This window comes from Dechloromonas sp. H13 (assembly GCF_009469615.1).
In the GTDB taxonomy this organism is placed as follows: domain Bacteria; phylum Pseudomonadota; class Gammaproteobacteria; order Burkholderiales; family Rhodocyclaceae; genus Azonexus.
In genome coordinates, this window is record NZ_SSXX01000001.1 from 446,066 (window position 1) to 461,038 (window position 14,973).

General features: G+C 56.4%; 13 protein-coding genes. 5 read left to right on the forward strand and 8 right to left on the reverse strand.

The annotated features are described in order from the left end of the window. Position 1 precedes the first annotated feature (1 nt). Together murJ and GH660_RS02230 are read left to right on the forward strand one after the other, a co-directional pair. Positions 2 to 1,549, forward strand: coding sequence for a murein biosynthesis integral membrane protein MurJ (gene murJ / locus GH660_RS02225; RefSeq protein WP_153144938.1), 1,548 nt, complete (start codon positions 2 to 4; stop codon positions 1,547 to 1,549). A 19-nt stretch (positions 1,550 to 1,568) separates the two neighbouring features. After that, a complete protein-coding gene (locus GH660_RS02230) occupies positions 1,569 to 2,198 on the forward strand; it encodes a YbhB/YbcL family Raf kinase inhibitor-like protein (RefSeq protein ID WP_153144939.1) in 630 nt (209 codons plus the stop codon). A 66-nt stretch (positions 2,199 to 2,264) separates the two neighbouring features. Here the strand turns inward: GH660_RS02230 and GH660_RS02235 are convergent, their stop codons facing one another. Beyond that, positions 2,265 to 3,209: an amino acid ABC transporter substrate-binding protein gene (locus GH660_RS02235; RefSeq protein ID WP_194266206.1), complete on the reverse strand. Its 945-nt coding sequence runs from the start codon at positions 3,207 to 3,209 to the stop codon at positions 2,265 to 2,267. 11 nt (positions 3,210 to 3,220) lie between these two features. Then, entirely contained in the window at positions 3,221 to 5,122 is a 1,902-nt protein-coding gene (locus tag GH660_RS02240) for a TolC family outer membrane protein (protein WP_153144941.1), read from the reverse strand. 197 nt (positions 5,123 to 5,319) lie between these two features. Between GH660_RS02240 and GH660_RS02245 the strand changes: the two genes are divergently transcribed. The 3 genes from GH660_RS02245 to GH660_RS02255 all read left to right on the forward strand — a co-directional run bounded on the left by GH660_RS02245 (position 5,320) and on the right by GH660_RS02255 (position 9,072). Continuing rightward, positions 5,320 to 6,789 (forward strand): CYTH and CHAD domain-containing protein, encoded by a 1,470-nt coding sequence (locus GH660_RS02245; RefSeq protein ID WP_153144942.1) that lies wholly within the window; start codon positions 5,320 to 5,322, stop codon positions 6,787 to 6,789. Between the two features lie 292 nt (positions 6,790 to 7,081). Further along, a complete protein-coding gene (locus GH660_RS02250) occupies positions 7,082 to 8,017 on the forward strand; it encodes a glycosyltransferase (protein ID WP_153144943.1) in 936 nt (311 codons plus the stop codon). Next, positions 8,014 to 9,072, forward strand: a complete 1,059-nt coding sequence (locus GH660_RS02255; protein WP_153144944.1) for a glycosyltransferase family 2 protein — start codon at positions 8,014 to 8,016, stop codon at positions 9,070 to 9,072. The genes GH660_RS02250 and GH660_RS02255 overlap by 4 nt, the downstream gene beginning before the upstream one ends. Before the next feature lie 24 nt (positions 9,073 to 9,096). Here GH660_RS02255 and GH660_RS02260 read toward each other — a convergent pair whose 3' ends face one another. Genes GH660_RS02260 through GH660_RS02285 form a run of 6 tightly spaced genes read right to left on the reverse strand, consistent with a single transcriptional unit; the run spans position 9,097 to position 14,970 of the window. Further along, the gene (locus GH660_RS02260; RefSeq protein ID WP_153144945.1) at positions 9,097 to 10,020 is read right to left on the reverse strand and encodes a glycosyltransferase family 2 protein; all 924 of its coding nucleotides are present in this window, start codon (positions 10,018 to 10,020) and stop codon (positions 9,097 to 9,099) included. Next, entirely contained in the window at positions 10,017 to 10,832 is an 816-nt protein-coding gene (locus GH660_RS02265) for a class I SAM-dependent methyltransferase (RefSeq protein ID WP_228276320.1), read from the reverse strand. Before GH660_RS02265 ends, GH660_RS02260 begins: the two co-directional genes overlap by 4 nt. Before the next feature lie 5 nt (positions 10,833 to 10,837). Then, the gene (locus GH660_RS02270; protein WP_153144946.1) at positions 10,838 to 11,794 is read right to left on the reverse strand and encodes a glycosyltransferase; all 957 of its coding nucleotides are present in this window, start codon (positions 11,792 to 11,794) and stop codon (positions 10,838 to 10,840) included. Further along, positions 11,791 to 13,281 (reverse strand): lipopolysaccharide biosynthesis protein, encoded by a 1,491-nt coding sequence (locus GH660_RS02275; RefSeq protein WP_153144947.1) that lies wholly within the window; start codon positions 13,279 to 13,281, stop codon positions 11,791 to 11,793. Before GH660_RS02275 ends, GH660_RS02270 begins: the two co-directional genes overlap by 4 nt. Next, entirely contained in the window at positions 13,278 to 13,862 is a 585-nt protein-coding gene (locus GH660_RS02280) for an acyltransferase (protein ID WP_153144948.1), read from the reverse strand. The genes GH660_RS02275 and GH660_RS02280 overlap by 4 nt, the downstream gene beginning before the upstream one ends. A gap of 1 nt (position 13,863) precedes the next feature. Further along, positions 13,864 to 14,970, reverse strand: coding sequence for a DegT/DnrJ/EryC1/StrS aminotransferase family protein (locus GH660_RS02285; protein WP_153144949.1), 1,107 nt, complete (start codon positions 14,968 to 14,970; stop codon positions 13,864 to 13,866). Positions 14,971 to 14,973: the final 3 nt, after the last annotated feature.

A 14,973-nucleotide genomic window follows, 5' to 3' on the forward strand; every position in this document is an offset into this window, starting at 1 on the left:
CATGAATCTTCTCCGCGCCCTGGCGACGGTCAGCGGCATGACGCTGTTGTCGCGCATTCTCGGCTTCGTTCGCGATTTCGTGATCGCCCGCACCTTCGGCGCCGGCCTGGCGACCGACGCCTTCTTCGTTGCCTTCAAGTTGCCCAACCTGCTGCGCCGAATGTTCGCCGAGGGCGCCTTCTCGCAGGCCTTCGTACCGATTCTCGGCGAATACAAAAACAAGCGTGGCGACCAGGAAACGCTGCTGCTGATCGACCATGTGACCGGTATCCTGGCACTGCTGCTGTTTGCCGTGACCGCCGTCGGCGTCGCCGCCGCCCCGCTCCTGGTCTGGATTTCCGCCCCCGGCTTCACGGCCGACATGGGCAAGTTCGAGCTGACCGTCACGCTTACCCGCATCACCTTCCCGTACATCCTGTTCATGTCGCTGGTCGCCCTGGCCGGCGGCATTCTCAACACGTGGAGCCGCTTTGCGCTGCCCGCCTTCACGCCGGTGCTGCTCAATATCGCCTTCATCGGCATGGCGCTGTTCGCCGTGCCGTATTTCGACCCGCCGGTCCTGGCGCTGGGCTGGGCGGTGTTTCTCGGCGGCGTCCTGCAGTTGGCGATCCAGATCCCCGCGCTGCGCCGCATCGCCATGCTGCCGCGCCCCTCGCTGAACTGGCGGGCCGCCTGGGCGGACCCCGGGGTGCGTCGCATCCTGACCCTGATGGGCCCGGCCCTGCTTGGCGTCTCGGTGTCGCAGATCAGCCTGCTGATCAACACCATCTTCGCTTCGTTCCTCAGGACCGGCAGCGTTTCCTGGCTCTACTATGCCGACCGCCTGATGGAATTCCCCTCCGGCATGCTCGGCGTCGCGCTCGGCACCATCCTGCTGCCGTCGCTGTCGAAATATCATGCCAGCGACAACCATCTCGAATATTCGAAACTGCTCGACTGGGGTTTGCGCCTGACCCTGCTGCTCGCCGCGCCGGCCGCCCTTGCGCTCGCCCTGCTCGCGGTACCGCTGATCGCCACGCTGTTCCACCACGGCGCCTTCACCGGCGACGACGTCTTTCACACACGGGATGCGCTGGTCGCCTACAGCATCGGCCTGCTCGGGCTGATTCTAGTAAAGGTGCTGGCACCCGGCTTCTACGCGCGCCAGAACATTCGCACGCCGGTCAAGATCGCCCTCATCTCGCTCCTTGCCACACAGGCCATGAACCTCGCCTTCATCGGCTGGCTGCACCATGCCGGGCTGGCGCTGTCGATCGGGCTGGCGGCCTGCCTCAACGCCGCCCTGCTCTATCGCGGCCTGCGCCGACAGGGCGTCTATCAGCCGCAGGCCGGCTGGCCGGCATTTTCGTTCAAGCTGCTGGCGGCGCTTGTCGTCATGGGCGGCGCACTGTGGCTCGCCAGCGGCAGCGACGCGGCCTGGCTTGCCTATCCGCTCGCCGAACGCCTGATCCGCCTGAGCGCGCTGGTGGGACTTGGCGCCATCGTCTATTTCGCTACACTATGGGCTTTCGGCTTCCGCCTCGGGGATTTCAAGCGGCGGGCCGCCTAACCGGAAGGAGACGCATCCAATGAAGCTGACCAGCACGAGCATTGCCGATGGACAGAAAATTCCGGGCGATTTCGCCTTCTGCATTCCCGACGCCGCTCATCACGTCTGCCTGGGCAAGAACCTCAATCCACAGCTGGCATGGTCGGACTTTCCCGCCGGGACGCGTTCGTTCGCCGTCATCTGCCACGACCCCGACGTGCCGAGCCGGGGCGACGACGTCAATCAGGAAGGCCGCGTGGTTCCGGCATCCCTGCCGCGCGTCGACTTCTTCCACTGGGTGCTGATCGACCTGCCGGTTGCGGTCAACGCCCTCAAGGAGGGCGAATTCTCCAGCGACGTCACGCCGCGCGGCAAACCGGGACCGCAGGCCGCCCACGGCGCGCGCCAGGGGGTCAACAACTACACCGACTGGTTCGCCGGCGACAACGACATGCGCGGTGACTACCACGGCTATGACGGCCCCTGCCCGCCGTGGAACGACGAGATCGTTCACCATTACGTATTCACCGTCTATGCGCTGGATATCGAGCAACTGCCGCTCACCGGTCGCTTCGGCGGTCCGGAAGTGCGCGCCGTGATGCAGGGCCACGTCCTGGCGGAGGCCAGCCTGACCGGCATCTACACGCTGAACCCGGCGCTCGGCGCCTGACTCCTCTCGCACGCCAATGAAAAAAGGCCATGCCGCCAGGCATGGCCTTTTGTTCATCCGGCGCCGTCAGTTGGCAGGCCGGTCGTTCGGGTTGGCGATCGCCGCCTTGAGCTTGTCCGACATCGGCATCTGCAGGTTGATGCCCTGTGGCGGAATCGGGTTCACGAACCACTTGTCGTAGATCCGCGCGAACTCGCCGCTCTGCATCATGCCGACGATCACGTCATCGACCAGTTTCTTGAATTGCGGATCATCCCTGGGCAGCATCAGGCCATACGGTTCCGTCGCCAGGGCTTCATCCAGAAAGACCAGTTGGTCGCCCAGCGATGACTGCGCCCGCTCCCCGGCGATGATCGCATCATCCCCGACGTAGGCATCCGCTTCGCCCCGGGCCAGCATCCCCATGGACTCGACATGGCTGCGCCCCATCAGGTACTGCATGGTGATGTTATTGGCGAGCGCCGCCTGCTTGATCAGGCGGTCGGCCGTCGTGCCCAGCGTGGTGACGACCCGTTTGTCGGCGAGATCGGCGATGCGCCTGATACCGCTGTCCTTGCGCACCATTGCCCTGACCTGGGCGACGTAGATGGTGTTGCTGAAGGCGACCTGCTTCTGGCGGGCCACGTTATTGGTCGTCGCCCCGCACTCGATGTCGGCCATGCCGACCTTGACCATCATGATCTGCGAGTTCGCCGACACCGTCACGGGAACCACCTTGATCTCCCGACCCAGCCGCTGACTCACGGCCCCGGCCACGCGCTGGCAGAGTTCCCAGGAATAGCCGTAGACCGCGGCATTATCTTGCGCGCTGGCAACATACGAGAAGGGAATTGCGGATTCCCGGTGCGCCGCATACAGGGCGCCGGCTTTGGCGATCTTGTTCAGGGTCGGCCCCAGGCTGCCCGGTGCCACGGTTGTTTGGGCGGCTACGGGATTGGCGACGGCCAGCGTTACCGCGAGGAACAGCGCCGACGAACGAACCGCTTGTTTGATCTGGTTTAGGGTGCTCATGATCTGATTCTTCATTTCTTGCCCGCCGGTGACGAGCTTTCGCGGTTGATGAGCCAGGTGTTGCCAACCTTGACGAACTCCAGCGTCTTGCGCGTCGGCTCGCGGCGCATGTCATCATCGTAATCCTGCACAAACTCGGCAGTGGCGCGGTCCAGACCGCTGGGCCGGACCTTGAGACCCTGGACGTCGGCCGGCACGTTGCCCTTCTGTGCGAAGCGCGCCTTCTGGGCATTGGCCCACTCGGCGCGACTTAGACCGCCACCAGGGGTAAAGGTCGGCGCATAGAACGCCTCGTAGGCCGCGAAGTCCTTGCGCGCCGTAATCGCCGCCCACAGCCTGACTTGTTCGACCACCGCTTTCATCGGCCCGGTGGATTCCGGCGGGGAAACGACCGCCTGTGGCGGTACGGTGGCCTGCCCCGCCTGCGGCAATGCATAGGCCGTCCGGTTGGCCTCGAGCAGGGCAAGCGCCCGGGCGTTCAAGGCATCGCGGTCGATGGTCGGCACGCCGATCGGCTGGGCGGCGCACGACTCCACGGCATCGACACTGCTCAACTGGCTGGGGTCGGGTGCCTCGACATCGAGTTTCTTCAACTCCAGGAATTCGAGCAGGGTACCCATGCCGGCGTAGGTCCGCAGGTAGGCCAGCGAGAGGTCCATGTCGGCGTTGATTGCAGCGCGGCGGGCGGACAGCAATTCGTTTTCGGTATCCAGCAGGTCGAGCAGGGTGCGCTGGCCCACGTTGAACTGGTCACGATAGGCATCGCGCGTCTTTTCCACAAGACCGACCTGAATGTTCAGGAAGGAAACCTGTTCACGTAGCCGGGTGACATCGTTGTAGGCGATCGCCAGGGTCTGCCGGGTATCGCGGCAGGCCTTGTCGCGAAGGTCGATCGCCATGTTCTTGCGCTCGATGTACTGCCGCTCGCGGGCGCGATCCGAACCGCCGTTGAAAAGATTGTAGGTCAGCACCACTTCGGCGACGTTGTTGGTGCGGTCACCGATGATGCCCTGGTAGTTCTCGACATTGTCGGTGCGCGCCCGGAAATCGAGACGCGGCGAATAGGCGGCGCGACGGACGGCGACATCGTAGTCGGCCGCCTCGACGTTTTCCTGGGCAGCCAGCAATGCCGGATTGTTGGTGAACAGCTTTTCCAGCGCTGCCTTCTGGCTGATCGGCAAGGCCCGGCTGATCAGTGCCGGCGAAAAGATCACCTGCGGCGGCTGGCTGTTGACGATGCGCTGGAAGCGCGCGGTGACGTCATGCAGATTGGCCGTCTCGGTCGTCAGATTGACTTCCGCCAGGGCCAGGCGGCTCGCTGCCTGTTCGAGGTCGACGCGGCGACCGACACCGGATTGCGTGCGGCGCAGCAATTGCTCGAACGTGGCACGGTGCTGGACGTAATTGTCTTCGGCGAGATTGACCAGGAAACGATAACGAATCACGTCGAGATAGGCGCGCGCCGCCTCGAGGGCGATCGCTTCGGACGCATCGAGGAGTTCGTAGTAGCGGACCAACTGGGCCTTGCCGAGACGCTTGACCTCGTTGCGCGTGGCAAAACCATCGAAAATCATCTGATTGAGGCTCAACAGCCAGCCGTTACGGTCGTAATAGCCTTCCTGCGTGATCTTCGAGCCGCTGAACAGCGGTTGCTTCAGGTATTCGCGCCCAATGCCGGCGGTCACGTCGACCCGCGGCAGGAAGCCGCCGCTGGCGACACCGACCTCCTCGGCGGATGCCTTGAAATTGTGCCACTTGGCTACCACTTCGGGATTATTCAACACCGCCTTTTGGGCTATTTCACGCAAGGTCGCAAACTGCTGCTCGGGCGTCGGTGCCACGGTATCCGCTGCCCAGCCGAACATCGGGAAGGCCGCAAGCATCAGTACCGAAAGGATTTTCTTCGTATTCATTGCACGGGCTTTGTGAAAGTTTGGCACATTATAGCGAGCCAGCCTTTTGGCCTATGTGGAATATTTCGCATTCGCACCCGATATATGGTGCGCCGCGCAAACCTTTCTGCATATAAGCAACGCACGGACCGACTTGCGTCATCAAAACCCATCCAGCGCCTATAATCGACGCTTACCTTCGCCTCAGCAGTTCCTTCATGGCAACCGAAATCGAGCTCAAGCTCCAGTTGACCCCGCAAGCCGTCCGGCAACTGGCAGCGCACCCGCTGCTCACCGGCCTCAAGCCGCAACGGCAACACCTGCTCAACACCTATTTCGATACCGCCAACCTGGAACTTCACGGGTACCGTATCGCGGTGCGCTTCCGCAAAAAGGGGTGGCAATGGCTGCTCACCGTCAAATCCGCCGAGCCGGCCAGCGGCGGTCTGGCCCTACGCAGCGAGTGGGAAACCCCGGCCCACCCGGGCCACTTCGATTTCAGCCACGTAGACGATCCGGAGCTCAGGAGTTTTCTTGACCGCGCAGTGACACAACTGCAACCCGTTTTCACCACCGATTTTCGCCGGACCATCTGGCAAGTGCCGTTCGGCGAATCCAGGATCGAAATGGCTGTCGACCGCGGCTACGTTGAAAGCAATGGCCGCAAATCACCGATTTGCGAGATCGAACTCGAACTGCTCAGCGGCCGCATCGACGATATCTTCGGCCTCACCCGCCAGTTGCAGGACACCCTCGACCTGCGCCCGTCGATCGCCAGCAAGGCGGAACGCGGCTACGCGCTGTTCGCCAACGCGCCGGACACACCGTTCCGCGCAAAGGCCGCGATTCTCGACGCCAGCCTGACACCTGTTGCCGCCTTCCGCAACATCGCCCTCGGCTGTCTGGAGCACTTCCAGCGCAACGAACGTGGCCTGATTACCAGCGACGACCCGGAATATGTCCACCAAGCCCGTGTCGCCCTGCGCCGCCTGCGTTCCGCCATCAAGCTCTTCGCCCCCGTCCTGCCTGGCGACTTCGTCTCTGCCTACGGCCAGACCTGGCGGACACTCGCCACAGCGCTGGGAGAAACGCGCAACTGGGATGTCTTCGTTGGCGAAACCCTGCCGCCGATCGTCGCTGCCTTCCCTCATCACCGCGATGCCACACGCCTGAAGAAGGAAGGCCTTCGGCGCGCCCGCCTGGCTCGCGCCGCCGTTGCGCACATGGTCGCCCTGCCCGAATACCCGCGACTGATCGTCGAATTCACCGCCGCCGTCTATGCGCTGCAGGACGTACTGCCGCAAGACCTCAACAGCTTCGCTCGCCAGCGCCTCAAAACCCGTGCCCGGCAAGCCCGACGCCTTGCCGAGCGCCATGCGGAACTGACGCCGGCGGAACGCCACCGCATGCGCATCTGTTTCAAGAAACTGCGGTATGCCGTGGAGTTCTTCTCCCCTCTCTTGCCGCCCAAGCGCCTAAAGCCGTATCTGCAGGCACTATCCCACCTGCAGGACGAACTTGGGCTGATCAACGACCACGTCACCGCCCAGACGCTGCTCGACGAAGCGCTGCAGAACCGTCCGGTGGGCCCTATCCACGGCTGGATTGCCGGGCGGCATGCCCTGCTGGTTGGTGAAATACCGGAGGCGCTGGAGAGTTGGTGGGAGCAAAAATGCCCATGGAAGTAAATCGGTTACCTATGCGCACCGCAACTACACATGAAAATCGCCCATTTCATGGAGTCGACCGCAACAAGCGCAATTGTTCAAATAATCCCGATTCAGAGTTTTCGAAAATCATCGAGTCATTTGAAAATTGAAGGTCTGCTACGTCCTCGCCTATCGAGCACCAGCATATATTCGGACTCGAAGCATTCTTAGCGCACTTCGAAGGATTCCCGGTTTCGAGATCTTCGAGGCAATCAACCAAAGCGCTCACGCTTACAGATATATCGAGACATTTCGAAAAACACGGGAAATAATGGAGCGTCATGACCCCGAGGTATATGTATTAGGTTTTCGTGGACATGAGTTCTATTGGCCCTTACGTCGTCTGGTCGGAGACAAGCCTATCGTTCTTGACGCACTGATGTCTCCATACGCTTCGCTTAGCAGGGAGCGCAAGCATGGAAATATTGGCGCCATCGGCGCAGGCGCGATAGGCTTGAAGCGGATCGAGCGCAGCATCCTGAACGACGCGAACCTGGTGTTGACTGATACGCCTGCCCACTGCAGATACTACGAAAATGAATTCTCGTTGCCGCCACACAAGCTGCTATCCATACCTGTTGGCGCGGAGGAGCCTGAATCTCCTTGGCAACAACAAAAACATGAAACCGAAAAGTCTCCCTCCCTTCAGATGACCGCGCTGTTCTATGGATCGTTCCTGCCGCTGCATGGCATTGATGTAATACTTGAGGCGGCCCACAAGATTCGCAACTTACCAATTCGATTTGACTTTATCGGAGGAGACACCAGGCAAACCCGCAAACTTTTCACCACTTGCCAATCTCGTGGAATTACAAAATTCACTCATCGAAGCTGGGTTGATTTCGACGAGCTAATCAATCAAGAAATCCCAAACGCCGATATTTGCCTTGGCGGCCCCTTCGGAAACACCGATCAAGGCAAAAAGGTCATTACCGGTAAGACCTCCCAATGTCTGGCATTAGGCAAGCCGACAATCATTGGCGCAATCGATGACGATCCGGGGCTAGTTGACAAAACGAACTGCCTGCTGGTGCCACAAGGTAACGCCGAAGCACTCGCACAAGCACTTGAGTGGGCTCAAAGTCACCCAGAAGAATTGGCCAGAATTGGCGAGAGGGGACGTGCACTCTATGCCGAGAAACTCTCAATCAAGGTTATTGGTGATCTTCTTGGCAAAGCGATTCTCAATCTGATGCACAACAGATGAACCCCACCGCTGAGACAGAAACGCTCCCAGGCATCACTCCGGCTTTATCGCCCTTGGTCAGCATATGCATACCAAACTACAACGGCGCAGACTACATCCGGGAATGCATAGGCTCTGTACTCGCCCAGGAGCGCGACTTCGAGATTGAGATCATCCTGCACGACGATGCATCCACCGATGACTCCCTCAGCATAATCCGGAAAGAATTTCCGGAAGTGCATGTGCTTGCGAGCAAAACCAACGCCGGATTCTGTATTAGCAACAATCGAATGGTCGACCACTCACACGGGACGTACATTCTGCTTCTCAACAACGACGCCATTCTTCGCCCCGGAAGCCTGCGAGCCTTTTTGCTCGAAGCCGAGGCTTCTGCCAGGCCAGGCATCATAGGACTCCCTCAACATTCACTTGTTGACGGCGCACTGGTCGATCGCGGCTACGAATTCGACCTGTTCATGAACCCGATTCCGGCCTTTGCTCCCGGCCGGCAGGAAGTTGCAACAGTCACCGGCGCTTGTCTTTGGGTCCCGCGACGGGTCTGGGACGAAATAGGCGGGTTCCCTGACTGGTTCGGATCCGTCGCCGAAGACATCTATCTTTGTCACGCCGCCCGGTTGCTCGGGTATTCAGTTGTTGTCCTCGACGCCCCCGGCTTCGACCATTGGATAGGGCGAAATCTCGGTGGCGGAAAGGTCATGGAAGACAGGCTGGTATCCACCACCCGCCGACGTGCCCTCAGCGAGCGTAACAAGACATGGGTGATGATGATTTGCTACCCATTATCATTGCTTATGATCATCTTGCCTCTACACTTCTTGCTACTGGCCATTGAGGCCGTCGCACTGCTGGCAATAGGCACTTCATTGAGCAAACTAAAAGCTATTTACCTAACCCTGCCGGTAAAGCTATTCAGCGGCTTTACTTACGTTATCGCGACACGAAAACGTATCCAAGCAAACCGTCGATTAGGAAACATGGAGTATCTGCGACAATTTCGCTTACTGCCCTGGAAGTTTGTCATGCTACTGAGGCACGGAATGCCGAAGCTTCATTGAAATTCAAATGCGAGGCCTCACGTATCAAGCATACCTGCCCATCTTTTTTACAACACCATGCCACAGCCCCAATAGCCCCATCTTGAATGCTTTAGCACGTGTTCTTCCAAAGAAAATCTGCGAGTAAAAAACGCCCGCCGTATACCAACCAATTCTGGCCTTCCATCTCCAGTCAACGTAATCGAGACGGCAAATAGCCACGTAATTTCGTAGTTGGTAATAAATTCTCAGCGGGCTATAAACGCTCTCCTCACGCCATCCGAAATACCATACCCTGAGCCCCCCTTCGCCAAGGCGTTGATGCATGCGCGCCCATCCGGTGCCAAAAAGCCGATAACCCCTGGCTCTAGCTCTGTGACACCACTCGGTGTCAACCTTGTCGATAAAATACTCTTCCCGCATCAGCCCAACATCGCGAATAGCTGAAATCGGAATCAAGCTACCAGAAGTAATCAGGCCGAGTGCCTCAACGTGTGGCTCTTCAGCACTAGGGGCTCGGTGTCCGTAAAAAAAATGCCCGGGCAATTGAACCTGAAACGGCAGAGTCAGGGTCCGATTAAGATCAGTGAATGTCGGCCCAACAGCCGCTACTCGCAACCCAGATGCCAACAACTCGGAATAAGCGAGAATAAGGTTTTCCACCATATCATGTTCGGGCAGACTGTCCTGATCGCTCAAAAGAACAAAATCCGCACCAGATGCAAACGCAATATCAAGCCCGACGTTGATAGCTCGTGCAATGCCTTCGTTTTCTCCGAGCCGCACCAACTGGCAGTTCTCTGGAGTTCCGTTCTCTGCAAGAAGAGATGCCAACAGCGGGTTTTCATTTCCCGGCGTATTGTCTACAACAATGATGCGCGTAACCTGCTTAAGCAAACACTTAAGCAACTGTTCAAACGTAACTGCCTCTGGATAGTAGGTAACAATAATCGCAAGTATCTTGTTCATTGCGCCCCTTCGCGCACCGAATACGATAACGCACGAGGCTTGACAAACAAAAAGAACGGTTCGCGCTGATTCAATCCAAACCTCCGCGAGCTACAACTTCCAAGTAATTCCTCATGTGACTGCACCCGTGATTCCAACCCCTCTCGTGCAATACGCTCAAAAACATCTTTGCCGAACAGGCGCACATGATCCTCCTGCCCGAATGCCTGCAGACGGGCGTCGGCCGAACGGATACCTTCGTCTTCCCAGGTGCTTTCCAGAACATTGCTAAATGGCGTTTGCAAAATAGCAAAGCCGTCCGGCCTTAATACCCGTACGATCTCAGCCACCGCACGCTTGTCATCGTCAACATGCTCAAGCACATGGTTGGCAATCAATAAATCAAAGTGACTATCTGGAAATGGCAAGGCCATTAGGTCAGCCTGAACAATATCATCTGCCCACGGGTGGAGATCGCACTTGATATGCTCGCTAGGCTTCGCCCCCTCAATAAACCGTGAAAGATGTCTTTCCGGCGCAAAGTGCAGCACTCGTTTACCTGACATAAACGAGAAAAAGCCAGCCGCCTGCATGAAAAGAAACAAATGGCGCTCGCGATCATGCGAGTAGCACCAAGGACAGGAAAAATGCTCAACGTCGCTACCTACCATTTCAAGCGCCTGCATAAGGGCGGGCACATTTCTACTGCCGCCGCGGTACGGCAAAAAGCGCGCCAACGAATGCCCACAAACCACACATCTGTGATTCCCGAAGGGCATGCGCGCAATCAACTCCACTACCTTTCGCAAAATTGCGCTAGCAATCCGCTTCACGCTCATCATCTCCGGTGAAAAATTCGGAACGGAAGACCTGCAATGCTCCCAGAATACTTGCCCAGTAATGAAAGCGATTGTCGACGAATAGCAATCATGGCGACCAGAAAAGCGAGTTGAATCTTATTGCACTTATATTCACGTGTAACAACGCGCCACCAGTGAATAAGAAAGTTCAAGCGCCCAGTCTGAAAGGCACGCAGAAACGCCCCCGATAAGAAGTCGGCCATGGCCGCTACTCTTACCCCCTTATCTATCGTTGGCGTTAACGTCTCACACAACGCTGACCAATATAACTCTTTGACGCGATCATGCTGGTCGGCAAGCATTGAGCCCGTTGTATTTACCCGATACCCGACATAAGGCGCCCTCAGATAGGCAAGTTGCCCATGCTGAGCCAGTAAAAGATGAATCCGGTAATCAATGAAGTCCGGCTCCCACTGGCAAATCGAATCGGCCATGCCAGCACGATAGAGCACTGAGCTATGGTTCAGGAAATTGCCACGATGCAACAATGCCTCCAGATCGAATCGCTCCGCCAACGGATTGTTGAAAACCCCAAGCATTTGTCCAGCATCATTTACACAAATCGCATTTGTGTAAGCAGCAACGCATTCTGGTGAATCATCAAGAACGCTAACCTGAGCCGCCAATTTCCCCGGTAGCCAGTAATCATCGCCATCCAGATACGCGATATATTCGCCGCGCACCTGCCTGATTAGGAATTGATAGTTACCTCCAGCACCCAATCTTTTCTCATGGCGGAAATAGCGAATGACCTCTGGAAATTGAGCGACCATCCCACGGACAATATCTTGGGTTAGATCGCTTGACTGGTCATCCCCTACCAAAATCTCTAATGGGACATCATTTGCCTGCGCTACTACCGTCATCAGACAATCACGAATGTAGCGTTCATGGTTATAGGTGAGGACACAGACGCTGACGCGCGGGCTCGTCATTTCATCGCCTTAGAGAACAAACGCTTTACCAGCAGGCGGGAGTGATAACCAGCGACGATGCCCATGATGGCCGCTACAATTACCACTCCCCCTATCCAAAGAAGTGTATGGAATGGCTGCAAGGAATTTGGCAAGATCTTGCTAGCCATTGCAATAACTGCCCAAATTACCAAGGCAACTGGCAATATATCGTGCAGCGACCATTGCCAAGTCAGGTCTGGTAGAAAGCGCCGATGGACGATTGGAATCCAGAACACAAGAAACAGTAGGTTGATCACAAAAAACACTTGACCCGCACCACCTGCACCCCAGCGCTGCGCCGAGAATACAAGTGCCGGCACTAAGGTGGCAAGCAGAATCAGATTGCCAAGCACATGTAGCCGAAGATCTCCTCTCGCAAACTGCAACATAAATGGAGGCACGAGAATACCGACTACCGCGTTCGCGAGACCATACCAGAATAAAATTGGTGCTGCCGCCGCTGCCACTTCACCACTTCCGCTCCATATTCGCAGTATCGGTTCAGCAAAGAACGCCAACCCGCCGCCCAATGCTAAAAATGCAATTACAGCTAACTGACTTATCAGACGGTAAAGCTCAGCCAGCGCGTCCTCCTCCCGACGTTCGGTTAAAATAATTAAGCGCGGTTGTACGATTTGATTAAGGGGCGGCACAAGCACCAAAACGCCACTGGCGGCCATAACAGCGAATGTGAAGTAACCATACTCTTTAAGCGTCAGCAAGCCGGAAAGAATAAGTTTATCCACCTGTGTCATCGTTACCCACATAGCGGTTAGAAAGGACATGCTACCCACCATAGGGAGCATTGCACCAAGCGCTTTCCTATCTGCGCCAATACTGATACCACAAGGAATAATGCGATGAACAGTCCATGCAAAAGTGGCAAGCTCAATAATACTTACCAAAGCTTGGAAGCCAAAAAAATACTCCGGGTAAACAGATACATATTTTAACAATGGCAATACACCGACAAAACGCAGGGTAGCAAACCCTACAACCAGCACGTTGACACTGTCCTGCCGCTCTAGTCCAATGAGGGTCGCGCGGTAAAGGCCTGCAAGCCAACGCAAAGCCACTGCAAAGCCACTCAGAATAACGCAATGGGTAAGGCTTTCCTCCGAAAGTGTTCCCGCAGAAAACCAAGCGCGACCAACCCAACTGCTGAGCACGCAGAGGAGAGTAAGCGCGGATACGGCCAACACCCCTTGCACGACCTCAAGTGTACGCAGGCGGACTGCCGCTTCCGCTACGGAAAGAGTTCCCGCACGGAAACGGGACATTTCGCGAGAAAGCACTGGCGTTAGGCCCATATCGAGAATCTGCATCCACGCTTGCAACATGACGTAGAAACCCACCAACCCAAAAGCTTCGGCCCCCAAGTAGTGAAGATAAAGTGGCATCAGGACAATGCCAATCAACGACACATAGGCCTGTGCCACATAAGCCCGCAGCAACTTGAACTTCAAGACGGAACGCCTTTTCCCTCTATCGAAGCGAGGAACTTCTCCTCAAGCACAAGAAGGTTTCTTTTTCGTTCTGCTACTCGCCTTGCGGGAACGCCGAAGTACACTCCAAACTCGCGACAGAAACCCTTGATTAAACTCAGGGAACCTATAGCCACACCATCTTCCAGGCTCGCTCCAGGCAAAATGACCGACCCAGCGCCGATGATGACGTGCCTGCCGATAGTAACTGGAGCGTGTTGAACCCCCGTAAACTCGTCTGGGACTGTCGGCCCTGTCATCCAGCATCCAGTAAAGTCATCACTGCTTGAATATACCGAAACCCTTGCAGATATGCCGGCGAAGTCGTTTATCTCAATGCGCCCTCTTCCAATTATCGAGGCATAAGCGGCTATATGCACGAACGAACCGATCGATAACCCCCCGGAACCGGCCGACAAGATACAAAAATCATCGATTCTCACATTGCTGCCAAGTGAAATTCTGCTAGCGCCATAAATAGAGGCCTTGCGGGATACTTTGATATTCTCTCCCATCGAGGCAAAGCCGAGTGAAGAAAGTTCAGTATCTGACAAGAAAGACACTTCAATTCCTTATCAAGTTCGCCAACATGTTTTGGACGGAGTCAGGCAAGCCCGGGTAAATTGGCAGCGCAATTACTTGGTTTGAAATGCTTGAAGCCACGGGCAGATTTGCGGCCCTTGCGCTCGGCAAAGCCCGATACATAGGAAACTCACTGATCAACGGATAAAAATATCGCCTAGCATAAAAGCCGTTTTCGCGCAGTCTTGCATAAAGTCTGTCGCGCGACAGAAAATAATCAGAACCAACGAGAATCGGGAAATAGGAATAATTGTGCAATTTTGATTGCGGAAGCTGAGGGCAATAAATACCTGGAATATCGGACAGCAGTTTGCGGTAACGGCCATCAATGGCTTTACGTTCTGCAAGCACGCCCTCCATACGTTTTAGCTGCACCAAGCCGACAGCAGCCTGAAATTCATTCATCTTTCCATTAATTCCTGGAGCGACAACGGTCACTTCATCGGCGAAGCCAAAATTTTTAAGGTAATCGATGCGCCTCTTCGTCTTCTCGTCTGGGCTGACGATGGCACCGCCCTCGAAGGTGGTGAACACCTTGGTCGCGTGAAAACTGAGAATGGAGAGGTCGCCATGGCGAAGGATGCTTCCACCTTCGTCTTCGACGCCAAAGGCGTGGGCCGCATCATAGATCACTTTTAAACCATAGGTATCGGCGATCTTTTGAATTTTTCCGGTGTCGCAGGAACGGCCATAGACGTGCACGGGAAGGATGGCAGTGGTCTGCGGGGAAATAGCAGCCTCAATCTTTGCCGGGTCAAGGTTGAATGTTTCCGGATCGATATCCACAAACACTGGTTTTATTCCATTCCAGAGCAACGAATGGGCAGTCGCGACAAAGCTATAAGGGGTCGTAATCACTTCACCGGTAACTCGCAATGCCTGGAGGGCCGTGACCAATGCAAGCGTTCCATTGGCAAACAAGGAAATATGCTCGACTCCAAGATACTCACATAACGCCCACTCAAGCCGCTCGTGAAACGGGCCACCATTGGTCAGTTGTCGGCTGGCCCATATCTGTTCGAGATAAGGCAGAAGATCTTCCAGTGGCGGAAGATATGGGCGTGTGACGTAGACAGGCTCATCATTCATGAA